Here is a 21849-nt window from a genome sequence, read left to right as displayed (position 1 = left end):
GCCCAAGCGGGCAAAGACCCAAAAGGGAACAATAAAATGGCATTGAAAAGTTTCAATCCGACCACGCCGAGCCAGCGCCAGCTGGTTATCGTGGACCGCGCTTCGCTCTACAAGGGCAAGCCGGTAAAGGCTCTCACCCAGGGCCTCAGCTCCAAGGGTGGCCGTAACAACCAGGGCCGGATCACCGTCCGTTTCCAGGGTGGCGGTCACAAGCGGACCTACCGTCTGGTTGACTTCAAGCGTCGCAAGTTCGACGTTGAAGGCACCGTTGAACGTCTGGAATACGACCCCAACCGCACCGCGTTCATCGCGCTGGTTACGTATACCGACGGCGAACAGGCTTACATTCTCGCGCCACAGCGTCTCGCTGCTGGTGACAAGGTGATCGCCTCCGACAAGGCAGTGGACGTGAAGCCCGGCAACACCATGCCGCTTCAGTACATTCCGGTCGGTTCGATCATCCACAACGTCGAGATGAAGCCGGGCAAGGGCGGTCAGATCGCTCGCTCCGCCGGTACGTATGTCCAGCTCGTCGGCCGCGATGCCGGCATGGCCATCCTGCGTCTCAACTCGGGCGAACAGCGTCTGGTGCACGGCTCCTGCCTCGCATCGATCGGCGCTGTTTCGAACTCTGACCACGCCAACATCAACGACGGCAAGGCCGGTCGTTCCCGTTGGCGCGGCAAGCGTCCGCACGTTCGCGGCGTCGTCATGAACCCGGTCGACCACCCGCACGGCGGTGGTGAAGGTCGCACGTCGGGTGGTCGCCACCCGGTTACTCCGTGGGGCAAGCCCACGAAGGGCAAGCGCACCCGTTCGAACAAGTCGACCGACAAGTTCATCATGCGCTCGCGCCATCAGCGTAAGAAGTAAGAGAGGTAGTCACTAATGGCTCGTTCAGTATGGAAAGGTCCGTTTGTTGACGGCTATCTTCTCACCAAGGCTGAGAAGGTGCGCGAGAGCGGACGTAACGAAGTAATCAAGATCTGGAGCCGTCGCTCCACGATCCTGCCGCAGTTCGTTGGTCTGACCTTCGGCGTCTACAACGGCAGCAAGCATGTGCCCGTCTCGGTTAATGAAGACATGGTCGGACACAAGTTCGGTGAATTCTCTCCGACCCGTACCTATTACGGTCACGGCGCGGACAAGAAGGCAAAGAGGAAGTAATCATGGCGAAGGCTAAGACCGAACGCCGGCTGAAGGACAACGAGGCTCAGGCCGTTGCCCGTACGCTCCGCGTCAGCCCCCAGAAACTGAACCTGGTTGCCGCTCTTATCCGTGGCAAGAAGGTTGATCGCGCTCTCGCCGAGCTCGAATTCTCCCGCAAGCGCATTGCAGGCACCGTCAAGAAGACGCTGGAATCTGCAATTGCCAATGCGGAAAACAACCATGACCTCGACGTCGACGCTCTCGTTGTCGCCGAGGCCTATGTTGGCAAGTCCATCACCATGAAGCGTTTCCACGCTCGTGGCCGTGGTCGTGCTTCCCGCATTGAAAAGCCGTTCGCTCACCTCACGATCGTTGTTCGTGAAGTCGAGGAAAAAGGGGAGGCCGCATAATGGGTCAGAAAATCAATCCGATCGGCTTCCGCCTCGGCATCAACCGTACCTGGGATAGCCGCTGGTACGCTGACACCGCAGAATACGGCAAGCTGCTGCATGAAGACCTGAAGATCCGGGCTTACCTGATCAAGGAACTCAAGCAGGCCGGTATCGCAAAGGTCGTCATCGAGCGTCCGCACAAGAAGTGCCGCGTCACGATCCACTCGGCTCGTCCGGGTCTGATCATCGGCAAGAAGGGTGCAGACATCGAGAAGCTTCGCAAGAAGCTTTCCGAGATGACCAACTCCGAAACGCACCTCAACATCGTTGAAGTGCGCAAGCCGGAAATTGACGCGACGCTGGTTGCCCAGTCGATCGCTCAGCAGCTCGAGCGCCGCGTGGCTTTCCGCCGTGCGATGAAGCGTGCTGTTCAGTCCGCAATGCGTCTTGGCGCCGAAGGCATCAAGATCACCTGCGGCGGCCGTCTTGGCGGTGCTGAAATCGCTCGTACCGAATGGTACCGCGAAGGTCGCGTTCCGTTGCACACGCTGCGTGCGGACATCGACTACGGCACGGCTGAAGCTGAAACCGCATTCGGCATCTGCGGCATCAAGGTCTGGATCTTCAAGGGCGAAATCCTTGAGCACGATCCGATGGCTTCTGAGCGTCGCGGTCTCGAAGGCGACGCACAGGGCCCTGCAAGCCGTGAGCGTGGCGATCGTGGCGATCGTCGTCGCGAAAACGCTTGATTGACGCTGGCGAAAGATAAGCTCGGAGAAGTAAGAAAATGTTGCAGCCAAAGCGTACTAAGTACCGTAAGCAGTTCAAGGGACGCATCAAGGGCGTCGCCAAGGGCGGCTTTGACCTGGCATTCGGTGAATTCGGCTTGAAGTCGCAGGAACCGAACCGCGTGAATGCACGCGAGATCGAAGCGGCCCGCCGCGCGATCACGCGTTACATGAAGCGCGCAGGTCGCGTGTGGATCCGCGTATTCCCCGACGTTCCGGTTACGGCCAAGCCGACCGAAGTTCGTATGGGTAAGGGCAAGGGTTCGGTCGATTACTGGGCATGCAAGGTCAAGCCCGGTCGTATGATGTTCGAGATCGACGGTGTGTCCGAGGAGATCGCCCGTGAGGCGCTTCGTCTCGGCGCTGCCAAGCTCTCGGTCAAGACGCGCTTCGTACAGCGCATCGCAGAGTAAGGAGCAAGGCACATGAAAGCCGATGAAGTTCGCGGCCTCAGCGCCGACCAGCTCAAGGACAAGCTCGCCGATCTGAAGAAGGAGCAGTTCAACCTGCGCTTCCAGAAGGCAACTGGTCAGCTGGAGAAGTCCTCGCGCATCAACGAAGTCCGCAAGGATATCGCCCGCGTTAAAACCATTGCCCGCCAGAAGGCGGCAGAAGCCAAGGCCTAAGGAAGAATAATATGCCGAAACGCATTCTGCAGGGCGTCGTTGTGTCCGACAAGAACGAGAAGACTGTCGTAGTTCGTGTTGAGCGTCGATTCGCTCACCCGCTGCTTCAGAAGACCGTTCGTCGTTCGAAGAAGTACAAGGCACACGACGAAAACAATCAGTATAAGGTCGGCGATGTCGTTTCCATCGAGGAATGCGCACCGATCTCCAAGGACAAGCGCTGGACGGTCGTTTCCGCCCAGGCTTAATTTCATCAGAATCGCGCCAGGTGTCTTGCACTTGGCGCGAATTCCTGTATGAAGCAGCGCAAGGACGCTCGTGACCCGGGCGTCTTTTGCTTTGATGCGCACGGAAGGTCCTTCGGGAAACCACCCTGTCACGATTTTTCCGCGCAAAAAAAGAGATATTCATAAGCTGGAGCAGGGGGCTCGCTCGGGAGAGTTTGCCCAACCGTTCCGGTAACAACAAGAAGGCGACCTGACATGATTCAGATGCAAACAAACCTCGACGTGGCGGATAATTCCGGCGCACGTCGTGTCATGTGCATCAAGGTGCTGGGCGGCTCGAAGCGCAAATATGCTTCTGTTGGCGACATTATTGTCGTTTCCATCAAGGAAGCTATTCCGCGCGGCCGCGTCAAGAAGGGCGACGTGATGAAGGCGGTTGTCGTGCGCACCGCCAAGGACATCCGCCGCGCTGACGGCAGCGTCATCCGTTTCGATAACAACGCAGCCGTTCTTATCGACAACAAGAAAGAGCCCATCGGCACCCGTATCTTCGGACCGGTTCCGCGCGAACTTCGCGCCAAGAACCACATGAAGATCATCTCGCTGGCTCCGGAAGTACTGTAAGGAGCGTATGCGATGCAGAAAATTCGTAAAGGCGACAAGGTTGTCGTATTGACCGGTAAGGACAAGGGCCGTACCGGCGAAGTAATCCAGGTTTTGCCGAAGGAAGACCGGGCCGTTGTGCGTGGCGTAAACATGGTGAAGCGTCACCAGCGCCAGACCCAGGCCCAGGAAGCCGGCATCATCAACAAGGAAGCATCCTTGCACATCTCCAACATCGCCATCGTCGACAAGGATGGCAAGCCGACCCGCGTTGGCTTCTCGGTTGTGGATGGCAAGAAGGTCCGCGTGGCCAAGCGTTCGGGAGAAGTGATCGATGGCTGATAAGTACGAGCCGCGTCTCAAGACGGAATACGTTTCCCGTATCCGTGGCGCCATGCAGGAGAAGTTCTCCTACGCAAACGTCATGATGATCCCGAAGCTTGAAAAGATCGTGATCAACATGGGCGTTGGCGAAGCGACTGCCGACTCCAAGAAGCCCACGATCGCTGCCGGTGACCTGGCTGCGATTGCCGGCCAGAAGCCGGTCGTTACCCGCGCTCGCAACTCGATCGCTGGTTTCAAGGTTCGCGAAGGCATGCCGATCGGTGCGAAGGTTACCCTTCGTGGCGCCCGCATGTACGAATTCCTTGATCGTCTGGTCAACATCGCGCTGCCGCGCGTTCGCGACTTCCGGGGCCTGAACCCGAAGAGCTTTGACGGCCGTGGCAACTTCGCCATGGGCATCAAGGAACACATTGTGTTCCCTGAGATCAACTACGATAAGGTTGATCAGATGTGGGGCATGGACATCATCGTTTGCACGACGGCGACGTCGGACGACGAAGCTCGGGCTCTGCTGACAGAGTTCAACTTCCCGTTCCGTCACTAACCGTAACGACGAGCGTAGAAAAGGAACTCCGATATGGCGAAAACAAGCGCAGTTGAAAAGAACAAGCGCCGCCGCAAGTCGGTCGCCCAGCAGGCCAGCAAGCGCGCGGCCCTCAAGGCGATCGTGATGAACCAGTCCCTTCCGATCGAAGAGCGGTTCAAGGCCACCCTGAAGCTCGCTTCGCTGCCGCGTGACGGCTCGAAGACGCGTATCCGCAACCGCTGCGAAGTAACGGGCCGTCCGCGCGCGTTCTATCGCAAGCTCAAGATGTCGCGTATCGCGCTTCGTGAGCTGGGCAATTCCGGCAAGGTGCCGGGCATTGTCAAGTCGAGCTGGTAAGGAGACGGGCACATGACCATGACTGATCCTTTGGGTGATATGCTCACCCGCATCCGCAATGGTGCTGCTCGCCGTAAGTCTTCGGTAAGCACGCCTGCTTCCAGCCTCCGCGCACGCGTTCTCGACGTGCTGCAGTCTGAAGGCTACATTCGCGGTTATTCCAAGGTCGATTTCGAAAACGGCAAGTCCGAATTCACCATCGAGCTGAAGTACTACGAAGGCGCGTCCGTGATCCGTGAGATCGGCCGCGTTTCCAAGCCGGGCCGCCGGGTTTATGTCTCGGTAAAGTCCATTCCGCAGGTCGCGAACGGCCTCGGCATCACCATCCTTTCGACCCCGAAGGGCGTGATGGCCGATCACCAGGCTCGCGAACAGAACGTTGGTGGCGAGGTTCTTTGCTCGGTCTTCTAAGACCCGAGCAAGGATCTCCATAACGAACAGACAGGATTGAATAATGTCTCGTATCGGTAAAAAGCCCGTTCCGGTTCCCGCAGGTGTGACGGCCAATGTCGACGGCCAGAAGGTTACTGCTAAGGGCCCGAAGGGTGAACTGTTTTTCGTCGCTAACGACGACATTCAGCTGAAGCTCGAAGATAACGGCGTTTCCGTAACGCCGGCTAACGGCACCAAGGAAGCTCGTTCGAAGTGGGGCATGTCCCGCACGATGATCGAGAACATCTTCAAGGGTGTTAAGGACGGCTATGAGCGCAAGCTCGAAATCAACGGCGTTGGTTACCGTGCCGCCATGCAGGGCAAGAACCTGCAGCTGGCTCTCGGTTTCAGCCACGACGTTGTTTACGAGCCTCCGGTCGGCATCACCATTGCCGTTCCGAAGCCGACGGAAATCATCGTTTCCGGCATCAACAAGCAGCAGGTTGGCCAGGTTGCCGCGGAAATCCGCGAATACCGCGGTCCCGAGCCCTACAAGGGCAAGGGCGTAAAGTACGCTGAAGAGCGTATTGTACGCAAAGAAGGCAAGAAGAAGTAAGGATCACGCGAAATGGCTAGCAGGAAAGAAGCACTTGCACGTCGCGCGAGCCGTGTGCGCCGCCAGATCAAGGCGGTTGCCAACGGCCGCCCGCGCCTGTCGGTTCATCGCTCGTCGAAGAACATCTACGCCCAGATCATCGATGACGTTGCTGGCAAGACGCTTGCGTCTGCCTCCACGCTCGAAGCCGATCTGCGCGGCTCGCTCAAGACTGGCGCCGACGTTGCAGCAGCAGCTGTTGTCGGCAAGCTGGTTGCCGAGCGCGGCGTCAAGGCTGGCGTCAAGGATGTTGTATTCGACCGTGGCGCGTTCATCTATCACGGCCGTATCAAGGCTCTGGCAGATGCAGCCCGCGAAAGCGGCCTGAACTTCTGATTTTTTTCCGCCCGGACATCGATCCGGGCGGAATTTCACCGGACCATGCGGATCTCGTCTTCGGGGCCGCTGGTCTTTTCGTTTGCCGTTCCACCCGTAAAAGAAAAAGGACAAGGACAATGGCACAGGATAAAAGAGGTTCCCGCGAAGAGCGTCAGAACCGCGAAGAGCGCGATAGCGAATTCGTCGACAAGCTGGTCGCGATCAACCGCGTTGCAAAGGTTGTTAAGGGTGGCCGTCGTTTCGGTTTCGCCGCTCTCGTCGTCGTTGGCGACCAGAAGGGTCGCGTTGGTTTCGGTCACGGCAAGGCTCGTGAAGTTCCGGAAGCGATCCGCAAGGCGACTGAAAGCGCAAAGCGCGATCTGATCTTCGTTCCGCTGCGCGATGGCCGCACGCTGCATCACGACGTCAATGGCCGTCACGGCGCAGGCAAGGTTCTGCTGCGTTCGGCCAAGGCCGGTACCGGTATCATCGCCGGTGGTCCGATGCGCGCCGTTTTCGAAACGCTCGGCGTTCATGACGTTGTTGCCAAGTCGACCGGTTCTTCGAACCCGTACAACATGGTTCGCGCGACGTTCGACGCTCTGAAGCATCAGGTTCATCCGAAGGACATCGCAGCACAGCGCGGTCTGAAGTATGCGACCCTTCAGGCTCGTCGTGCCGCTTCCGGCAACGCTTCTGAAGAATAAGGAGCTGGATCATGGCCAAGAAAACTACTGAAGCCAAGAAGACTGTTACGGTCGAACAGATCGGCAGCCCTATTCGCCGCCCGGCAATCCAGCGTCAGACGCTGGTGGGTCTGGGTCTCAACAAGATGCATCGTCAGCGTACCCTGGAAGACACTCCGGCGGTTCGCGGCATGATCCGTGCGGTCCAGCATCTCGTTCGCGTCGTTGACGAGAAGTGAGACGGAGTAACCTATCATGAAACTCAATGAAATCAGAGACAACGAAGGCGCCTCCAAGGATCGTATCCGCGTAGGTCGCGGTATCGGTTCCGGCAAGGGCAAGACCGGTGGTCGCGGTGTGAAGGGTCAGAAGGCTCGTTCGGGCGTCGCCATCAACGGCTTCGAAGGCGGTCAGATGCCCATCTACCGTCGTCTGCCGAAGCGCGGTTTCAACAACATCTTCGCTTCCGAATATGTTGTCGTATCGCTCGGCCGCATTCAGACCGCCATCGACGCCAAGAAGCTTGACGCTTCCGCAACGATCGATGCTGCTGCTCTCAAGGCTGCCGGCGTTATCCGCCGCGCCAAGGACGGCGTTCGTATTCTCGCCGACGGCGAGCTGAAGGCTAAGGTCGCTTTCGAAGTTGCCGGTGCTTCCAAGCCCGCAATCGAAAAGATCGAAAAGGCTGGCGGCTCGATCAAGCTTCTCGCAGTTGCAGCAGAAGCCGCCGAGTAATATATAGACTTCAGGCGCCCGGGGCTTGTCGCTCCGGGCGTTTGCGCTCCCTGGCCACTGTTGCTTTCGATCTAAATCGATTTATAGAGCATCAGGGAAATCTCTTCGCGGTGTGCTTCCTCGGCCCCGCTTGCGGCAGAAAGTGCTGCAGGGAGAGCCTCACAGTTCTTGAACTTCCATAGGGGAGGGGATAGGACATAAAAAACAGGGTGAGGCATGATGGCGGCGCAGAGCCGCGTTTGTCCGAAGCCCGGTTTTGACCAGTATCTTTTAGACCTTTCCGCATCGGCCGGTTGCGCTGGCTGGCAAGGGTCATTCGGAGAAATTTATGGCTTCAGCAGCGGAACAACTGGCTTCGAACCTGAATTTTTCGACCTTCGCTAAGGCGGAGGATCTGAAAAAGCGTCTCTGGTTTACTCTTGCCGCACTTCTCGTCTACCGTCTCGGCACCCATATTCCGCTTCCGGGCCTGAACCCTGAAGCCTATGCGCAGGCCTTCCGTGGCCAGGCCAACGGTATTCTCGGTCTTTTCAACATGTTTGCGGGTGGCGCTGTCGAGCGCATGGCGATTTTCGCCCTCGGCATCATGCCTTACATCTCCGCTTCGATCATCGTGCAGCTCATGACCTCGGTCGTGCCTTCGCTCGAAGCGTTGAAGAAGGAAGGCGAAGCCGGCCGCAAGATCATCAACCAGTACACCCGTTACGGCACGGTGCTGCTCGGCACGCTGCAGGCCTATGGCATTGCGGTCGGCCTCGAAAGCGGTAACGGCCTTGTCGTTGATCCGGGCTGGTTCTTCCGCATTTCCACCGTCATCACGCTGCTCGGCGGCACGATGTTCCTGATGTGGCTCGGCGAACAGATCACCTCGCGCGGTATCGGCAACGGTATTTCGCTGATCATCTTCGCGGGCATTGCCGCCGGTCTGCCCAAGGCCCTGGCCGGCACGCTGGAACTCGGCCGCACCGGTGCGCTTTCGACCCCGCTCATCCTGACGGTCGTCGTCGTTGCAATCGGCGTCATTGCCCTCATCGTCTTCGTGGAGCGTGCGCAGCGCCGTCTGTTGATCCAATATCCGAAGCGACAGGTCGGGAACCGCATGTTCCAGGGCGATACCTCGCACCTGCCGCTGAAGCTTAACACGGCCGGCGTCATTCCTGCGATCTTCGCATCGTCGCTGCTGCTTCTGCCGGCAACGGCTGCAGGCTTTGCGGGTAACACCAACCTGCCGACCTGGGCGACCTCGATCATCGCCTCGCTGCAACACGGCCAGCCGCTGTTCATGGCGCTTTATGGCCTGCTGATTGCTTTCTTCGCCTTCTTTTACACGGCGATCGTATTCAATCCGAAGGATACGGCTGACAATCTCAAGAAGCATGGCGGCTTCATTCCGGGCATCCGTCCGGGCGAGCGCACTGCGGAGTACATTGATTACGTTCTGACCCGCATCACTGTGGTCGGCGCGATTTATCTGGTCTTCGTCTGTATCCTTCCTGAGACACTTATCGCACGTACGGGCATTCCATTAGCCCTTGGTGGTACTTCGCTTTTGATCGTTGTCAGTGTAACTCTGGATACGGTTGCGCAGATTCAGGGTCACCTGATCGCCCAGCAGTATGAAGGTCTGATCAAGAAGTCGAAGTTGCGTGGAGGAAAGAGGGGACGATGAGACTGATATTTTTGGGTCCGCCGGGTGCGGGCAAGGGAACCCAGGCCAAGCGGCTTACTGACAAGTACGGGATCCCCCAGCTTTCAACCGGTGACATGCTGCGCGCTGCGGTCAGCGCGGGCACCGAAATCGGCAAGCGCGCCAAGGCCGTCATGGACGCCGGCGGGCTGGTATCCGACGATATCGTCAATCAGATCGTTTCCGAACGTATCGAAGCTCCTGACTGTGCCAAGGGCTTTATTCTCGACGGTTATCCGCGCACCGTTCCGCAGGCGAAGGCGCTTGCCGACAACATGCGCAAGAAGAACCTGGTGCTCGACGCCGTCATCGAACTCAAGGTGGACGAAGAGGCTTTGATTCGCCGAATCGAAAATCGCGTGGCTGAAACCATTGCCGCCGGCGGCACTGTTCGCTCTGACGATAATCCGGAAGCTTTCCGCAAGCGCCTGACGGAATATCGCGAAAAGACTGCGCCGCTGTCAGCTTATTACAGCGAACAGGGCGAACTGGTGACGCTGGATGGCATGGCAGATGTCGATGCCGTCACCGAGGCCATCGAGCGCGTTCTCGAGAAAGCCTCTGCCTGACCGAAGGAATGAATGGGCGAGGACTACGTTCTTGCCCATCTTCCTTTTCGAAAGGCGGCTGATCCCTTGGATCGCAAAAGAATCTTGGCGGAGCCGGTTGCTTTTTTGCGCTGATTCCGTTAAACACCGCGCCAACTCGCGACATCCCAAGCGACTGGCGCGGATTTCCCTTAGGGAAGGGAGATCCGGGTTCGGTCGTTTTGACTTGTCACGGACATCAATTTGAACTGGCGGTCTTGTCGGCCGCTCGAATGGAATCACCACTTGCCGGATGGCAACTGGAACCAAGGAGAAAAGACGTGGCACGTATCGCTGGCGTCAACATCCCGACTGCGAAGCGCGTTGTTATTGCGCTGACCTACATTCACGGGATTGGTCCGAAATTCGCGCAGGAAATCATGGACAAGGTCGGTCTTCCGGCTGACAAGCGCGTTCATCAGCTGACGGATGCTGAAGTTCTTCAGATCCGCGAAGCCATCGACCGCGACTACCAGGTCGAAGGCGACCTGCGTCGCGAAACGTCGATGAACATCAAGCGTCTGATGGACCTCGGTTGCTACCGCGGCCTGCGTCACCGTCGTGGCCTTCCGGTCCGCGGTCAGCGCACGCACACCAACGCCCGCACCCGCAAGGGTCCGGCGAAGGCTATCGCTGGTAAGAAGAAGTAATTTTCCGGTTCTCCGGAAAGGGGAGGCTGGTGCAGTCCGCGCCAGCCTTTCTGAGTTTGGCGAAAAGCTCGGTTACGGGCTGATTGCCGGTGTAGCCGCTGGTGTTACGGCGGTGAAGAGATCAATGAAAGGTATAAAATGGCCAAGGAAGCCGCACGCGTCCGTCGTCGCGAACGCAAAAATATCACGTCTGGCGTCGCGCACGTCAATTCGACCTTCAACAACACGATGATCACCATCACCGACGCACAGGGCAATGCTATTGCCTGGTCGTCCGCTGGTGCCAAGGGCTTCAAGGGTTCGCGTAAGTCGACCCCGTTTGCTGCCCAGATCGCTGCTGAAGATTGCGCGAAGAAGGCTCAGGAACACGGCATGAAGTCGCTTGAAGTTGAAGTTTGCGGTCCGGGTTCCGGCCGTGAATCGGCACTTCGCGCCCTGCAGGCTGCCGGTTTCATGATCACTTCCATTCGCGACGTGACGCCGATCCCGCACAACGGTTGCCGTCCGCGCAAGAAGCGCCGCGTCTGACGCGACCGTGGTTCGGAAATTCCGCCTTACCTCAGGTCTGGCGGAATTTTCGTGTATCTGGCGTGTGCGCGTCGATTTCGATCGGCGGACTTGCGCTCAAGAACCCACCGATGAACCGCTGAAATTGGTTCCTCTCGGTGTTTTCATGCTCGGTCCGTCACGATTGGATGGTGGCGGCGAACGGAAGGTTTAAAGATGATTCAGAAGAACTGGCAGGAACTTATCAAGCCGAACAAGGTCGAGTTCACCTCGTCCAGCCGCACCAAGGCAACGCTCGTTGCCGAGCCGCTGGAGCGTGGTTTCGGTCTTACCCTCGGCAACGCGCTGCGTCGCGTTCTGTTGTCTTCTCTGCGCGGCGCCGCTGTTACGGCCGTGCAGATCGACGGTGTCCTGCACGAATTCTCCTCCATCCCCGGCGTTCGGGAAGATGTGACGGATATCGTGCTCAACATCAAGGAAATCGCCATCAAGATGGATGGCGACGATTCCAAGCGCATGGTCGTGCGCAAGCAGGGCCCGGGTGCCGTGACCGCTGGTGACATCCAGACGGTTGGTGACATCGAGATCCTGAACCCCGACCACGTGATCTGCACGCTCGACGATGGTGCTGAAATCCGCATGGAATTCACCGTCAACAACGGCAAGGGTTACGTACCGGCTGAGCGCAACCGCGCGGAAGATGCCCCGATTGGCCTCATTCCGGTGGACAGCCTCTATTCTCCGGTCAAGAAAGTGTCCTACAAGGTTGAAAACACCCGTGAAGGCCAGGTTCTCGACTATGACAAGCTGATCATGACGATCGAGACCAACGGTTCGGTTTCCGGCGAAGACGCCGTTGCCTTCGCCGCTCGCATTCTTCAGGACCAGCTGGGCGTCTTCGTCAATTTCGACGAGCCGCAGAAGGAAGCAGAAGAAGAATCGGTTACGGAACTCGCGTTCAACCCGGCGCTTCTCAAGAAGGTCGACGAGCTCGAGCTGTCGGTTCGTTCGGCAAACTGCCTGAAGAACGACAACATCGTTTACATCGGCGACCTGATCCAGAAGACCGAAGCCGAAATGCTCCGCACGCCGAACTTTGGTCGCAAGTCGCTGAACGAAATCAAGGAAGTTCTCGCTTCCATGGGTCTCCACCTCGGCATGGAAGTGCCGGCATGGCCGCCTGAGAACATCGAAGATCTCGCAAAGCGTTACGAAGACCAGTACTAACAATCAAAAAGGCAGACCCCTTAAAGACTGCCTTTCCCCGTCAAACAGCAGATAAGTCATCTGCATGTGCCAGGAAACGGCAGGCCTTAGAGAAGGAACCTGCGTAGAAGGAGAATAGCAATGCGCCACGGTAATTCAGGCCGCAAGCTCAATAGAACCGCCAGCCACCGCAAGGCAATGTTTGCCAACATGGCTGCTTCGCTCATCACCCATGAGCAGATCGTCACCACGCTTCCGAAGGCGAAGGAAATTCGCCCGATCGTTGAGAAGCTCGTCACCCTCGGCAAGCGCGGCGACCTGCACGCTCGTCGTCAGGCGATCTCGCAGATCAAGGATCAGGACGCTGTTCGTAAGCTGTTCGACGCGATCGCAGCACGTTACGCAAACCGGAACGGCGGCTACCTGCGTATCATGAAGGCCGGCTTCCGCCAGGGCGACAATGCCGCTCTCGCCGTCATCGAATTCGTCGAGCGCGACGTTGACGCCAAGGGCGCAGCCGACAAGGCTCGCGTTGCCGCTGAAGCTGCTGCTGCCGAAGCTGCATAAGGTTTGACGCCGTTCAGGCGTCATGAGTTAAAAAGCCGGGCGAGTGATCGCCCGGCTTTTTTGTTTGTGTTGTTTTCTGTGTTTAAGGCTGGCGATCGGGCGAATATTGGCTGATTTGACGAATAAGATCGGCAAGTGGCGCCATCAGGGCGACACGGTCCGAAGCATGATGGGCCAGCCAAAGCTTTTGCAGGTCTTCTTCATTGATCTCGCCATTCTCAATGTGTTCGAGAAGCTTTGATAGTGCGTTCCGATGACCGCTGTTCATCGTCCGGGCAATATCAGTGGGGGCGAGAGCCATCCCCATTGCCATGATGCTGAAAATCTCTGAAACAGCCGCTTGACTGGAGCCGGCAATTTTAGGGCGTTGCGAGGTTTTCGGGTTTTGGTCCGTCGGTTTCATGTTTTTGACGGGCGTTGCTGTGCATTGCCAACGGCGCGTCTTCCCCGCTTCCGCGCCATGATCGTCGGCCGCACCAGCCGATAGCCGAGCAATACCACCATCATGCTGATATAAAACACCGGCTCCAGCGTGATCGATTTTCGCGCCAGCACGAAATGCAGGACGCCGACGATGAGGACGAGATAGACGAGTTTATGCAGCGTGTTCCAGCGGCTGCCGAGTTTGCGGATCGACCAGCGGTTGGAAGTGAGCGCCAGGGGCAGGAGCATGACGAGCCCCGCCATGCCGAACATGATATAGGGCCGTTTCAGGATATCACCGGCGATGGAACTGAAGACGAGGCCACGGTCCAGCACCAGATAGACGGTAAAGTGCGCCAATACGTAATAAAAGGCAATCAGGCCCAGCGCCCGACGATAGGCGATGAGGTTGATGTTGAAGAGATCGCGTAGCGGCGTCACCAGCAGGCCTAGACAGAGGAAGCGAAGCGCCCAGATGCCAAGGAGGTGTTCGAAATCCTTGACCGGGTTGAAGCCGAGGCCTCCGGTTGCGGCGAGGTAGAAATACCAGACGCCGGGAGCAAGGCCGATGACATACAGCGACCAGATGGCCGCCGGTTGGTAACGCTTCGGCAGAGAGGGTAAGGTGAAGGCGAAAGCCATGGTCAATAATTCGCCTTCAGGTCCATGCCGGCGTAGAGGCTCGCTACTTCATCGTAGCCATTGAACATCAGGGTAGGGCGGTTCTGGGTGCCAAAGAAGCCGCCTTCGCCGATGCGCTGCTCCGTCGCCTGGCTCCAGCGGGGATGGTCCACATGTGGATTGACGTTGGAATAGAAGCCGTATTCGCGGGCGTTGGAATTTTTCCAGGTCGTTTCCGGTTGTTTCTCGACAAGCGAAATGCGGACGATGGATTTGATGCCCTTGAAGCCGTACTTCCACGGCACGACAAGCCGGATCGGTGCGCCGTTCTGGTTCGGCAACGTCTCGCCATAAAGGCCGACGGCAAGGATGGTCAGGGGATGGCGGGCTTCATCGAGGCGCAAACCTTCGACATAGGGCCATGACAGGGGCTGGAACAGGCCGCTCTGTCCGGGCATTTCCTCTGGCCGCACCACGGTCTCGAAGGAAACATATTTCGCGCTGCCCAGCGGTTCGACCTTGCCGAGCAGGCTTGCAAGTGGGAAGCCGATCCATGGAATGACCATCGACCAGCCTTCGACGCAGCGCATGCGGTAGGTGCGTTCCTCAAGCTGATATTTCATCAGCTCTTCGATGCCGAATTCCTGTGGCTTGGAAACGAGGCCATCCACTTTCACGGTCCAGGGTGTGGGTTTGAACTTGCCGGAATTTTCCTTGGGGTCGGATTTGCCGACGCCGAATTCGTAGAAGTTGTTGTAGCTGGTGACGGCATCAAGCGGCGTGAGTTTTTCATCCAGCTTGTAAGCGCCGGGTTTCGCCGCGAGCGGAGCGGCAACCGCCTCACGGCCCGCAAGCCCTATTGCCGCAAGGCCCGCCGCTGTGCCGAGGAAGCCGCGTCTGGAAAGGTAGATGTTTTTCGGCGTGATTTCGCTTGCCGAAATATGGGGCGGACGATAGGCGGGCATTGGAACCTCCACAAAAGCCGGGTGCATCGGCGATAAATCGATTATGATAGCCAATACGGCCGCTGCACAGATATGTTTCAATCTGCTGCGGAAAAACAGCGCCGGGCAGACGGAAATCGCGCATTTGTGATAGGCCGTCGTCCGCTCGCCCGCGTTAAGGGAAAGGCGTACCGTACCGAACCGTACTGTTTTGCCCTAAGGTGACAGTGACAGCGCTTGCGGTTTGCGTTAGAAACACCGCAAAATAGGGCAGAGGCAGCTTCCACCGCGTTGCGGGCAGGCGCGCTTCGCCCCGAGATTGAGGAAAACACCATGCCAGCCTATCGCTCAAGAACGACAACCCACGGCCGCAACATGGCGGGCGCGCGCGGCCTTTGGCGCGCCACCGGCATGAAGGACAGCGATTTCGGCAAGCCGATCATCGCTGTCGTCAATTCCTTCACGCAGTTTGTGCCCGGCCACGTCCACCTCAAGGATCTCGGCCAGCTGGTTGCCCGTGAAATCGAGGCGGCCGGCGGTGTTGCCAAGGAATTCAACACCATCGCGGTCGATGACGGCATCGCCATGGGCCATGACGGCATGCTTTATTCGCTGCCCTCGCGCGAGATCATTGCTGACTCGGTCGAATATATGGTCAATGCCCATTGCGCCGATGCCATGGTATGCATTTCCAACTGCGACAAGATCACCCCCGGAATGTTGAATGCTGCCATGCGCCTCAACATCCCCGCCGTCTTCGTGTCCGGTGGTCCGATGGAAGCGGGCAAGGTTGTCCTGCATGGCAAAACCGTCGCGCTCGATCTGGTCGACGCCATGGTGGCTGCCGCCGATGACAAGATTTCTGACGAGGACGTCAAGGTTATCGAGCGATCGGCCTGCCCGACCTGCGGTTCCTGTTCCGGCATGTTCACCGCCAATTCAATGAACTGTCTGACCGAGGCGTTGGGCCTGTCTCTGCCCGGTAACGGCTCGACGCTTGCCACCCATTCGGATCGCAAGCGACTTTTCGTCGAGGCCGGTCATCTGATCGTCGATCTGGCCCGCCGTTATTACGAGCAGGAAGACGAAACCGTTCTGCCGCGGACCATCGCCAACAAGGCGGCGTTTGAAAACGCCATGTCGCTGGATATCGCCATGGGCGGCTCCACCAATACGGTGCTGCATATCCTCGCTGCCGCGCACGAGGGCGGGGTGGATTTCACCATGGAAGACATCGACCGTCTTTCCCGCAAGGTTCCGTGCCTTTCGAAGGTCGCGCCCGCCAAGCAGGACGTTCACATGGAAGATGTGCACCGCGCTGGCGGCATCATGCGCATTCTCGGCGAGTTGGAGCGCGGCGGTCTGATCAACCGCGATACCTATACGGTGCATGAAGCGACGCTGGGTGACGCCATCGACCGTTGGGACATCACCCGCACCAACAGCGAGACGGTGCGTGAATTCTTCAAGGCGGCCCCCGGCGGCGTGCCGACGCAGGTTGCCTTCAGCCAGTCCTCGCGCTGGGACGATCTGGATACCGACAGCGACAATGGCGTCATTCGCTCGGTCGAGAAACCATTCTCCAAGGATGGTGGTCTTGCCGTGCTTTACGGCAACATCGCGCTCGACGGCTGTATCGTGAAGACGGCAGGTGTTGATGAGTCCATCCTGAAATTCAACGGCCCGGCGGTCGTTTACGAAAGCCAGGACGCGGCGGTTAAGGGCATTCTCGGCAACGAGGTCAAGGCGGGCGACGTCGTCGTCATCCGTTATGAAGGTCCTAAGGGCGGCCCGGGCATGCAGGAAATGCTCTATCCGACCAGCTACCTGAAATCCAAGGGCCTCGGCAAAGCCTGCGCGCTGATCACCGACGGTCGCTTCTCTGGTGGCACGTCAGGCCTTTCCATCGGCCACGCCTCGCCGGAAGCGGCACAGGGCGGCGCCATCGGCCTCGTGCGTCAGGGTGACCTGATCGAGATCGACATTCCGAACCGCACGATCAACCTGAAGGTTTCCGACGCGGAACTGGCCTCGCGCCGGGCCGAGCAGGAAGAGAAGGGCTGGAAGCCGGAAGCACCGCGCAAGCGCAATGTCACGACGGCGCTGAAGGCCTATGCGGCCTTTGCGTCGAGCGCAGACAAGGGTGCTGTGCGGATATTGCCGGAGTAATCCTGTCGCAGAGTGGGTTGGAAGGTTACGCCTGATGCGTCGCTTTCTTCCCGGAGTGCTCGAAGAGCAATACAAGCACGCTTCGTCACCCCGGACGGATCCGGGGTCCGGCGCGATCAAGTCCTCGATCGCAAGAGACTCTTCTCACGGCGCAGACGCGCCGTGCCTGATGCCGGATCAAGTCCGGCAGGACGGAGGAGAAAGCTCTCCACCTCCATTTAAATTGAGCCGCTCTCTGAGCGGCTTTTTGCTGTCTGAATTTGGAGTGAATTCGGCTCACAAACAGATTCAATTACTTCGCGGGATGATTCCTGTTGTCCCTTCAACGTTTTGTTTTTCCACCGTAAATGCGGAGATGACTGCAGATTTTTTCTGGCGTGGCAGTCACATTGGAGTGATGTTCGTCCAGCGACCCCTTTTCCAGAAAGCAGCGATGCCTAACTTCATCACCATGAAAAGACGAACCGCACTCGCCCTCATGGCATCGCTACCCTTCGCCTCACTTGCCCGTGCCCAGAGCGCCGGGAACAACGTCCGTTTCGATCCGTTGCTGCGGGAGGCGGATGCGTTTTCCAGCCTCAAGACCGTCATCGTCAGCATCGATGGCGGGGAGATCGCTAGCCGCGCCTATCATGGTGCCGGTTTGAACGGCTCCACCAATATCAAATCGGCCTCAAAATCGATCATCTCCGCGTTGGTCGGCATGGCGATCGACCGCAAGATTCTCCAAGGTGCGGACCAGCCGATCGCGACCATTCTGCGCGGTGAATTTCCGCAAAATCCTGATCCCCGGCTGGAGCGGATCACCGTCGGTAACCTCCTGTCAATGCAATCCGGTCTGGAGCGCATGTCCGGGCCGAATTACGGCCGTTGGGTCGCCAGCCGCAACTGGGTGCGGATGGCCTTGGGGTCGGGTTTCGCCGGAGAGCCGGGTGGCGGCATGCTTTATTCCACGGCGTCGACACATCTGCTGTCGGCGATATTGACGAAGGCATCCGGCCGTTCGACGCTTTCTCTCGCCCGAGACTGGTTTCGGCCCCTGGAAGGGTTTTCCATCGGCGGCTGGGAGCGCGATCCGCAGGGCATCTATCTCGGCGGCAACCAGATGGCGATGACCGCGCGGTCGCTGCTGGTCTTCGGTGAGCTTTACCGCAGAGGCGGCGTGACACCCGGTGGTGAGCGGTTGATTTCGCAGGACTGGATCGAGCAATCATGGCGACAACGCACCAATTCGGTCTTCAACGGCGACGGTTACGGTTATTGCTGGTTCATCAGGGAGATGGCGGGCGAGACGGTCTATTATGCCTGGGGTTATGGCGGGCAGATGCTGTACATCGTGCCGGCAAAACGACTGTCCGTCGTGATGACCTCCCGTGAAGACGCGCCATCGGCCCGAACCGGTTATCGCGACCAGCTGCATGGCCTCATGGAGAACGTCATCCGCGCGGTGTGATCGGGTCAGAGCGGCCGGTTGATGCTCTGAAACGCCTCTCCGAGACGTTTCATGCGCTCCTCATAGGCGCCGGTGAGGCAGGCAACGTCGGCTGCGCATTCCTGGCGCTTCTTCAGCCACTGGCTCTGCTCGTCGCGCAACGTGTCGCGGGCGCCCATGGCCATCAGCTGGGTTAGGATATCGAAGGTGGTGGCCATCTTCACGTCCTGATCGTTCAGGGCGCGGTTGTCGCAGATGGCCTTTTCATCCGCTGCGAGATCGGATTTCGTACAGTCGAAACTTGCAGCACCGGCCGGTGAGAGGAGCGAGGAAGCAAAAAGGATGCCGCAGGCGAGGAGGGGCTTTTTCAAATGCATGGCTCGTCTCTGTTGAGGACTGCTGGTGCGGATGAAACCAAAATACGCCTTTGCTGGTTCCATCAGCGGAAGCCGCCGTGCCTGAAACCCACGGTCATCATCTTGCCGCTCTTTGCTTTACAGGCTTTGACGTTATAACTCCATCATACTGATGACGATGAGGAATCACATGCGAAGCGTGTTGAAGTATCTGTCCACCGGCTTTCTCGCCGCGCTCATTCTCCTGCCAGCGGGTGCCCGGGCGCAGGACAACAGGACCGTGCCGTCCAGCCACACGGAAATGCAGCTTTCCTTCGCGCCGCTGGTCAAGCGCACCGCCGGCGCGGTGGTGAATGTCTATGCCGAACGCATCGTGCAGCGGCGGTTGTCGCCCTTCGCCGGTGATCCCTTCTTCGAACAGTTTTTCGGGCAGCAAATGCCGAACCGCACGGAAAAGCAGTCGTCGCTCGGTTCAGGCGTCATCGTCACAGCCGGCGGTCTCGTGGTGACCAACAATCATGTCATTGACGGTGCTGACGACATCAAGGTGGCGCTTGCGGATGGGCGCGAATTTTCCTCCAAGGTTCTCATGAAAGATGACCGGGTCGATCTTGCCGTGCTACAGATCGATGCCAAGGAGCAGTTCCCGGTGCTGCCGCTCGGCAATTCGGACAAGATCGAAGTCGGCGATCTGGTGCTGGCGATCGGTAACCCCTTCGGCGTCGGTCAAACGGTGACGAGCGGCATCGTCTCGGGCCTTGCCCGCAACCAGGTGACGCAGGGCGATTTCGGCTTCTTCATCCAGACCGACGCCTCCATCAACCCGGGCAACTCCGGCGGCGCGCTGATGAATATGGCTGGCGAGCTGATCGGCATCAACACTGCCATCTTCTCCAAGGGCGGCGGCTCGAACGGCATCGGTTTCGCTATTCCGGCCAATCTGGTCCGGGTTTTTGTGGCTGCTGCTGAACGGGGCGATGCGAACTTCCAGCGGCCCTATATTGGCGCGACCTTCGATCCCGTCACTTCCGATGTCGCCGAGGCGCTTGGCCTGCATCGCGCCCGGGGCGCGCTGGTCGTCAGCGTTGTCAAAGGCAGCCCCGCGGAAAAGGCCGGCATAGAGCCGGGCCAGGTGGTCACTGCGGTCAACGGATTGGAGGTGGAGCATCCCGATGCGCTCGGTTACCGCCTGACCACGGCTGGCATAGGCAAATCTGCTGAACTGACCGTCATGGACAAGGGCAAGGAAAAGAAGCTGACGATTGCACTTGATATTGCGCCCGAAACCGCTCCCCGCGACGAACGGCTGATCGAAGGCCGCAATCCCTTCGCCGGCGCGACCGTCGCCAATCTTTCGCCGAAGCTTGCTGACGAATTGCGCATGCCCTCGCAGGTCACGGGTGTCGTCATCACCGATGTGAAGCGTGGCTCGCCGGCCTATCGTGTCGGTTTCCTGCCGAAAGATGTGATTCTTTCATTGAACGGCGCAGATATCGGCTCCACGGCCGCTGTCGAAAAGGCGCTGGATGACAATCCCGGTTTCTGGCGGGTGGAAATCCTGCGTGACGGGCAGCGTATCCGGCAGTTCCTCCGATGAGCGACGATCTCTTCGCCCCGCAAGTGCCGGTGGAGGTCGCCAACCGGCGGCCTCTCGCCGATCGCCTGCGCCCGAAGACGCTGGCGGAAGTAAGCGGGCAGCCGCATCTGACGGGCGAGGAGGGCGTTCTGCGCCGCATGATCGATAGCGGCTCGCTGGGGTCGATGATCTTCTGGGGGCCGCCCGGCACCGGCAAGACGACGGTCGCCCGCCTGCTTTCCGGCGAGGCGGGGCTGGCTTTCGAACAGATATCAGCGATCTTTTCCGGCGTCGCCGATCTCAAGAAGGTTTTCGAAGCGGCGCGTGCAAGGCGCATGAACGGTCGCCAGACCCTGCTTTTCGTCGACGAAATTCACCGTTTCAACCGTGCGCAACAGGACAGTTTTCTGCCTGTCATGGAGGACGGCACCATAATTCTGGTGGGTGCGACCACCGAAAATCCCTCTTTCGAACTGAATGCCGCTCTGTTGTCGCGGGCCCGTGTCCTGACATTTCGATCGCATGACGAGGACAGTCTCAGCGAGCTTCTGAAGCGCGCGGAGGAGGCGGAGCAGAAGCCCCTGCCACTGACGGAGGATGCACGCGCAAGCCTGGTCCGCATGGCCGATGGCGACGGTCGCGCGGTGTTGACGCTTGCCGAAGAAGTCTGGCGCGCGGCGCGGAAAGATGAAACCTTCGACACGGAAGGGCTCACGCGCATCGTGCAGCGCCGTGCGCCCGTCTACGACAAGAGCCAGGACGGCCACTACAATCTCATTTCCGCGCTGCATAAGTCGGTGCGTGGATCGGACCCGGATGCCGCACTTTATTATCTCGCCCGCATGTTTGATGCCGGCGAGGACCCGCTCTATATCGGCCGGCGGCTGGTGCGCATGGCGGTGGAAGATATCGGCCTTGCAGATCCGCAGGCGCTCGCCGTCTGCAATGCTGCCAAGGATGCCTATGATTATCTTGGTTCACCGGAGGGTGAACTTGCGCTGGCGCAGGCCTGCGTCTACCTCGCCACCGCTCCGAAATCGAATGCCGTCTATACGGCCTTCAAGGCTGCGATGCGCGCCGCGAAGGAAAAAGGCTCGCTTGTTCCGCCCAAACACATCCTGAATGCACCGACCAAGCTGATGAAGGGCGAGGGATATGGTGACGGCTACCGTTACGATCATGACGAGCCGGACGCTTTTTCGGGTCAGGATTACTTCCCGGAAAAAATGGGGCGGACCACCTTTTACGATCCACCGGACAGAGGTTTCGAACGCGAAATCCGCAAACGTCTCGACTGGTGGGCGAAACTGCGTCGCGAGCGGGAATCGCGTTAGCCCTCATCTTC

The 21849-nt window shown here is 58.7% G+C and carries 31 protein-coding genes; 27 read left to right on the top strand and 4 right to left on the bottom strand.

Annotated features, from left to right (window positions below):
* The first annotated feature begins 36 nt into the window (after positions 1–36).
* The 23 genes from rplB (at position 37) to rplQ (ending at position 12983) form a co-directional block, all read left to right on the top strand.
* Positions 37–873 (top strand): 50S ribosomal protein L2, encoded by an 837-nt coding sequence (gene rplB, locus BTN45_RS08360; protein ID WP_003521004.1) that lies wholly within the window; start codon positions 37–39, stop codon positions 871–873.
* A gap of 15 nt (positions 874–888) precedes the next feature.
* Positions 889–1167 carry a 30S ribosomal protein S19 gene (gene rpsS, locus BTN45_RS08355; RefSeq protein WP_003507772.1) on the top strand — a complete coding sequence of 93 codons (279 nt, stop codon included), beginning with the start codon at positions 889–891 and terminating at the stop codon, positions 1165–1167.
* Between the two features lie 2 nt (positions 1168–1169).
* Complete coding sequence (gene rplV / locus BTN45_RS08350) at positions 1170–1559, top strand: 50S ribosomal protein L22 (RefSeq protein WP_003521005.1); 390 nt, start codon at positions 1170–1172, stop codon at positions 1557–1559.
* On the top strand, positions 1559–2290 hold the full coding sequence (gene rpsC, locus BTN45_RS08345) for a 30S ribosomal protein S3 (protein ID WP_004442600.1): 732 nt from the start codon (positions 1559–1561) through the stop codon (positions 2288–2290). Before rplV ends, rpsC begins: the two co-directional genes overlap by 1 nt.
* A 38-nt stretch (positions 2291–2328) precedes the next feature.
* Positions 2329–2742, top strand: a complete 414-nt coding sequence (rplP, locus tag BTN45_RS08340) for a 50S ribosomal protein L16 (RefSeq protein WP_003495190.1) — start codon at positions 2329–2331, stop codon at positions 2740–2742.
* 12 nt (positions 2743–2754) lie between these two features.
* Entirely contained in the window at positions 2755–2955 is a 201-nt protein-coding gene (rpmC, locus tag BTN45_RS08335; protein ID WP_003495193.1) for a 50S ribosomal protein L29, read from the top strand.
* Between the two features lie 11 nt (positions 2956–2966).
* The gene (gene rpsQ, locus BTN45_RS08330) at positions 2967–3203 is read left to right on the top strand and encodes a 30S ribosomal protein S17 (RefSeq protein ID WP_003495195.1); all 237 of its coding nucleotides are present in this window, start codon (positions 2967–2969) and stop codon (positions 3201–3203) included.
* A 234-nt stretch (positions 3204–3437) separates the two neighbouring features.
* Entirely contained in the window at positions 3438–3806 is a 369-nt protein-coding gene (gene rplN, locus BTN45_RS08325) for a 50S ribosomal protein L14 (protein WP_003495199.1), read from the top strand.
* Positions 3807–3818: 12 nt separating this feature from the next.
* A complete protein-coding gene (rplX, locus tag BTN45_RS08320; RefSeq protein ID WP_003521006.1) occupies positions 3819–4127 on the top strand; it encodes a 50S ribosomal protein L24 in 309 nt (102 codons plus the stop codon).
* A complete protein-coding gene (gene rplE / locus BTN45_RS08315; protein WP_003495201.1) occupies positions 4120–4674 on the top strand; it encodes a 50S ribosomal protein L5 in 555 nt (184 codons plus the stop codon). Before rplX ends, rplE begins: the two co-directional genes overlap by 8 nt.
* Before the next feature lie 33 nt (positions 4675–4707).
* A complete protein-coding gene (gene rpsN, locus BTN45_RS08310; protein WP_004442591.1) occupies positions 4708–5013 on the top strand; it encodes a 30S ribosomal protein S14 in 306 nt (101 codons plus the stop codon).
* Positions 5014–5025: 12 nt separating this feature from the next.
* Positions 5026–5424 carry a 30S ribosomal protein S8 gene (gene rpsH / locus BTN45_RS08305; protein ID WP_004442588.1) on the top strand — a complete coding sequence of 133 codons (399 nt, stop codon included), beginning with the start codon at positions 5026–5028 and terminating at the stop codon, positions 5422–5424.
* A 43-nt stretch (positions 5425–5467) separates the two neighbouring features.
* Positions 5468–6001: a 50S ribosomal protein L6 gene (gene rplF, locus BTN45_RS08300; protein ID WP_003495204.1), complete on the top strand. Its 534-nt coding sequence runs from the start codon at positions 5468–5470 to the stop codon at positions 5999–6001.
* Positions 6002–6013: 12 nt separating this feature from the next.
* Entirely contained in the window at positions 6014–6376 is a 363-nt protein-coding gene (gene rplR / locus BTN45_RS08295; RefSeq protein ID WP_003507787.1) for a 50S ribosomal protein L18, read from the top strand.
* Positions 6377–6495: 119 nt separating this feature from the next.
* Positions 6496–7065, top strand: coding sequence for a 30S ribosomal protein S5 (rpsE, locus tag BTN45_RS08290; RefSeq protein ID WP_004442585.1), 570 nt, complete (start codon positions 6496–6498; stop codon positions 7063–7065).
* An 11-nt stretch (positions 7066–7076) separates the two neighbouring features.
* On the top strand, positions 7077–7283 hold the full coding sequence (gene rpmD / locus BTN45_RS08285) for a 50S ribosomal protein L30 (protein ID WP_003495212.1): 207 nt from the start codon (positions 7077–7079) through the stop codon (positions 7281–7283).
* Positions 7284–7299: 16 nt separating this feature from the next.
* Positions 7300–7779, top strand: a complete 480-nt coding sequence (gene rplO, locus BTN45_RS08280) for a 50S ribosomal protein L15 (RefSeq protein WP_003521009.1) — start codon at positions 7300–7302, stop codon at positions 7777–7779.
* 328 nt (positions 7780–8107) lie between these two features.
* Entirely contained in the window at positions 8108–9448 is a 1341-nt protein-coding gene (gene secY, locus BTN45_RS08275) for a preprotein translocase subunit SecY (RefSeq protein WP_004442582.1), read from the top strand.
* Positions 9445–10035: an adenylate kinase gene (locus tag BTN45_RS08270; RefSeq protein ID WP_003507790.1), complete on the top strand. Its 591-nt coding sequence runs from the start codon at positions 9445–9447 to the stop codon at positions 10033–10035. The genes secY and BTN45_RS08270 overlap by 4 nt, the downstream gene beginning before the upstream one ends.
* A 299-nt stretch (positions 10036–10334) precedes the next feature.
* On the top strand, positions 10335–10703 hold the full coding sequence (gene rpsM / locus BTN45_RS08265) for a 30S ribosomal protein S13 (protein ID WP_003516122.1): 369 nt from the start codon (positions 10335–10337) through the stop codon (positions 10701–10703).
* A 138-nt stretch (positions 10704–10841) separates the two neighbouring features.
* Positions 10842–11231, top strand: coding sequence for a 30S ribosomal protein S11 (rpsK, locus tag BTN45_RS08260; protein ID WP_003495225.1), 390 nt, complete (start codon positions 10842–10844; stop codon positions 11229–11231).
* Between the two features lie 195 nt (positions 11232–11426).
* Positions 11427–12437, top strand: a complete 1011-nt coding sequence (locus BTN45_RS08255; RefSeq protein WP_003495228.1) for a DNA-directed RNA polymerase subunit alpha — start codon at positions 11427–11429, stop codon at positions 12435–12437.
* 120 nt (positions 12438–12557) lie between these two features.
* Positions 12558–12983, top strand: a complete 426-nt coding sequence (rplQ, locus tag BTN45_RS08250) for a 50S ribosomal protein L17 (protein WP_003521014.1) — start codon at positions 12558–12560, stop codon at positions 12981–12983.
* Between the two features lie 82 nt (positions 12984–13065).
* Here the strand turns inward: rplQ and BTN45_RS08245 are convergent, their stop codons facing one another.
* Genes BTN45_RS08245 through msrP form a run of 3 tightly spaced genes read right to left on the bottom strand, consistent with a single transcriptional unit; the run spans position 13066 to position 14992 of the window.
* A complete protein-coding gene (locus BTN45_RS08245; RefSeq protein WP_004442573.1) occupies positions 13066–13386 on the bottom strand; it encodes a hypothetical protein in 321 nt (106 codons plus the stop codon).
* Positions 13383–14048 (bottom strand): protein-methionine-sulfoxide reductase heme-binding subunit MsrQ, encoded by a 666-nt coding sequence (msrQ, locus tag BTN45_RS08240; RefSeq protein ID WP_004442570.1) that lies wholly within the window; start codon positions 14046–14048, stop codon positions 13383–13385. The genes BTN45_RS08245 and msrQ overlap by 4 nt, the downstream gene beginning before the upstream one ends.
* Before the next feature lie 2 nt (positions 14049–14050).
* Positions 14051–14992, bottom strand: a complete 942-nt coding sequence (msrP, locus tag BTN45_RS08235) for a protein-methionine-sulfoxide reductase catalytic subunit MsrP (protein WP_184285726.1) — start codon at positions 14990–14992, stop codon at positions 14051–14053.
* A gap of 312 nt (positions 14993–15304) precedes the next feature.
* Between msrP and ilvD the strand changes: the two genes are divergently transcribed.
* Both ilvD and BTN45_RS08225 read left to right on the top strand, forming a co-directional pair.
* Positions 15305–17140 (top strand): dihydroxy-acid dehydratase, encoded by a 1836-nt coding sequence (ilvD, locus tag BTN45_RS08230; RefSeq protein WP_006697627.1) that lies wholly within the window; start codon positions 15305–15307, stop codon positions 17138–17140.
* A 451-nt stretch (positions 17141–17591) separates the two neighbouring features.
* Complete coding sequence (locus tag BTN45_RS08225; RefSeq protein WP_207589689.1) at positions 17592–18593, top strand: serine hydrolase; 1002 nt, start codon at positions 17592–17594, stop codon at positions 18591–18593.
* Between the two features lie 5 nt (positions 18594–18598).
* Here BTN45_RS08225 and BTN45_RS08220 read toward each other — a convergent pair whose 3' ends face one another.
* Entirely contained in the window at positions 18599–18949 is a 351-nt protein-coding gene (locus BTN45_RS08220; RefSeq protein ID WP_207587170.1) for a hypothetical protein, read from the bottom strand.
* A 169-nt stretch (positions 18950–19118) separates the two neighbouring features.
* Here BTN45_RS08220 and BTN45_RS08215 point away from each other — a divergent pair, with 169 nt between their 5' ends.
* Together BTN45_RS08215 and BTN45_RS08210 are read left to right on the top strand one after the other, a co-directional pair.
* Positions 19119–20525: a DegQ family serine endoprotease gene (locus BTN45_RS08215; protein WP_022556525.1), complete on the top strand. Its 1407-nt coding sequence runs from the start codon at positions 19119–19121 to the stop codon at positions 20523–20525.
* Positions 20522–21838 carry a replication-associated recombination protein A gene (locus tag BTN45_RS08210; protein WP_207587168.1) on the top strand — a complete coding sequence of 439 codons (1317 nt, stop codon included), beginning with the start codon at positions 20522–20524 and terminating at the stop codon, positions 21836–21838. Before BTN45_RS08215 ends, BTN45_RS08210 begins: the two co-directional genes overlap by 4 nt.
* The last annotated feature ends 11 nt before the right edge of the window (positions 21839–21849 follow it).

The organism is Rhizobium sp. ZX09, from assembly GCF_017357485.1.
Classification (GTDB): Bacteria; Pseudomonadota; Alphaproteobacteria; order Rhizobiales; family Rhizobiaceae; genus Agrobacterium; species Agrobacterium pusense.
The sequence above is the reverse complement of the archived record's forward strand: the minus strand, read 5'-3'. Positions and strand labels throughout refer to the sequence as shown.

Bases quoted from the DNA above. Each gene is read 5' to 3' on its own strand.
- rplB (WP_003521004.1), top strand. From the start codon at position 37: ATGGCATTGAAAAGTTTCAATCCGACCACGCCGAGCCAGCGCCAGCTG.
- rpsS (WP_003507772.1), top strand. From the start codon at position 889: ATGGCTCGTTCAGTATGGAAAGGTCCGTTTGTTGACGGCTATCTTCTC.
- rplV (WP_003521005.1), top strand. From the start codon at position 1,170: ATGGCGAAGGCTAAGACCGAACGCCGGCTGAAGGACAACGAGGCTCAG.
- rpsC (WP_004442600.1), top strand. From the start codon at position 1,559: ATGGGTCAGAAAATCAATCCGATCGGCTTCCGCCTCGGCATCAACCGT.
- rplP (WP_003495190.1), top strand. From the start codon at position 2,329: ATGTTGCAGCCAAAGCGTACTAAGTACCGTAAGCAGTTCAAGGGACGC.
- rpmC (WP_003495193.1), top strand. From the start codon at position 2,755: ATGAAAGCCGATGAAGTTCGCGGCCTCAGCGCCGACCAGCTCAAGGAC.
- rpsQ (WP_003495195.1), top strand. From the start codon at position 2,967: ATGCCGAAACGCATTCTGCAGGGCGTCGTTGTGTCCGACAAGAACGAG.
- rplN (WP_003495199.1), top strand. From the start codon at position 3,438: ATGATTCAGATGCAAACAAACCTCGACGTGGCGGATAATTCCGGCGCA.
- rplX (WP_003521006.1), top strand. From the start codon at position 3,819: ATGCAGAAAATTCGTAAAGGCGACAAGGTTGTCGTATTGACCGGTAAG.
- rplE (WP_003495201.1), top strand. From the start codon at position 4,120: ATGGCTGATAAGTACGAGCCGCGTCTCAAGACGGAATACGTTTCCCGT.
- rpsN (WP_004442591.1), top strand. From the start codon at position 4,708: ATGGCGAAAACAAGCGCAGTTGAAAAGAACAAGCGCCGCCGCAAGTCG.
- rpsH (WP_004442588.1), top strand. From the start codon at position 5,026: ATGACCATGACTGATCCTTTGGGTGATATGCTCACCCGCATCCGCAAT.
- rplF (WP_003495204.1), top strand. From the start codon at position 5,468: ATGTCTCGTATCGGTAAAAAGCCCGTTCCGGTTCCCGCAGGTGTGACG.
- rplR (WP_003507787.1), top strand. From the start codon at position 6,014: ATGGCTAGCAGGAAAGAAGCACTTGCACGTCGCGCGAGCCGTGTGCGC.
- rpsE (WP_004442585.1), top strand. From the start codon at position 6,496: ATGGCACAGGATAAAAGAGGTTCCCGCGAAGAGCGTCAGAACCGCGAA.
- rpmD (WP_003495212.1), top strand. From the start codon at position 7,077: ATGGCCAAGAAAACTACTGAAGCCAAGAAGACTGTTACGGTCGAACAG.
- rplO (WP_003521009.1), top strand. From the start codon at position 7,300: ATGAAACTCAATGAAATCAGAGACAACGAAGGCGCCTCCAAGGATCGT.
- secY (WP_004442582.1), top strand. From the start codon at position 8,108: ATGGCTTCAGCAGCGGAACAACTGGCTTCGAACCTGAATTTTTCGACC.
- BTN45_RS08270 (WP_003507790.1), top strand. From the start codon at position 9,445: ATGAGACTGATATTTTTGGGTCCGCCGGGTGCGGGCAAGGGAACCCAG.
- rpsK (WP_003495225.1), top strand. From the start codon at position 10,842: ATGGCCAAGGAAGCCGCACGCGTCCGTCGTCGCGAACGCAAAAATATC.
- BTN45_RS08255 (WP_003495228.1), top strand. From the start codon at position 11,427: ATGATTCAGAAGAACTGGCAGGAACTTATCAAGCCGAACAAGGTCGAG.
- rplQ (WP_003521014.1), top strand. From the start codon at position 12,558: ATGCGCCACGGTAATTCAGGCCGCAAGCTCAATAGAACCGCCAGCCAC.
- BTN45_RS08245 (WP_004442573.1), bottom strand. From the start codon at position 13,386: ATGAAACCGACGGACCAAAACCCGAAAACCTCGCAACGCCCTAAAATT.
- msrQ (WP_004442570.1), bottom strand. From the start codon at position 14,048: ATGGCTTTCGCCTTCACCTTACCCTCTCTGCCGAAGCGTTACCAACCG.
- msrP (WP_184285726.1), bottom strand. From the start codon at position 14,992: ATGCCCGCCTATCGTCCGCCCCATATTTCGGCAAGCGAAATCACGCCG.
- ilvD (WP_006697627.1), top strand. From the start codon at position 15,305: ATGCCAGCCTATCGCTCAAGAACGACAACCCACGGCCGCAACATGGCG.
- BTN45_RS08225 (WP_207589689.1), top strand. From the start codon at position 17,592: ATGAAAAGACGAACCGCACTCGCCCTCATGGCATCGCTACCCTTCGCC.
- BTN45_RS08220 (WP_207587170.1), bottom strand. From the start codon at position 18,949: ATGCATTTGAAAAAGCCCCTCCTCGCCTGCGGCATCCTTTTTGCTTCC.
- BTN45_RS08215 (WP_022556525.1), top strand. From the start codon at position 19,119: ATGCGAAGCGTGTTGAAGTATCTGTCCACCGGCTTTCTCGCCGCGCTC.
- BTN45_RS08210 (WP_207587168.1), top strand. From the start codon at position 20,522: ATGAGCGACGATCTCTTCGCCCCGCAAGTGCCGGTGGAGGTCGCCAAC.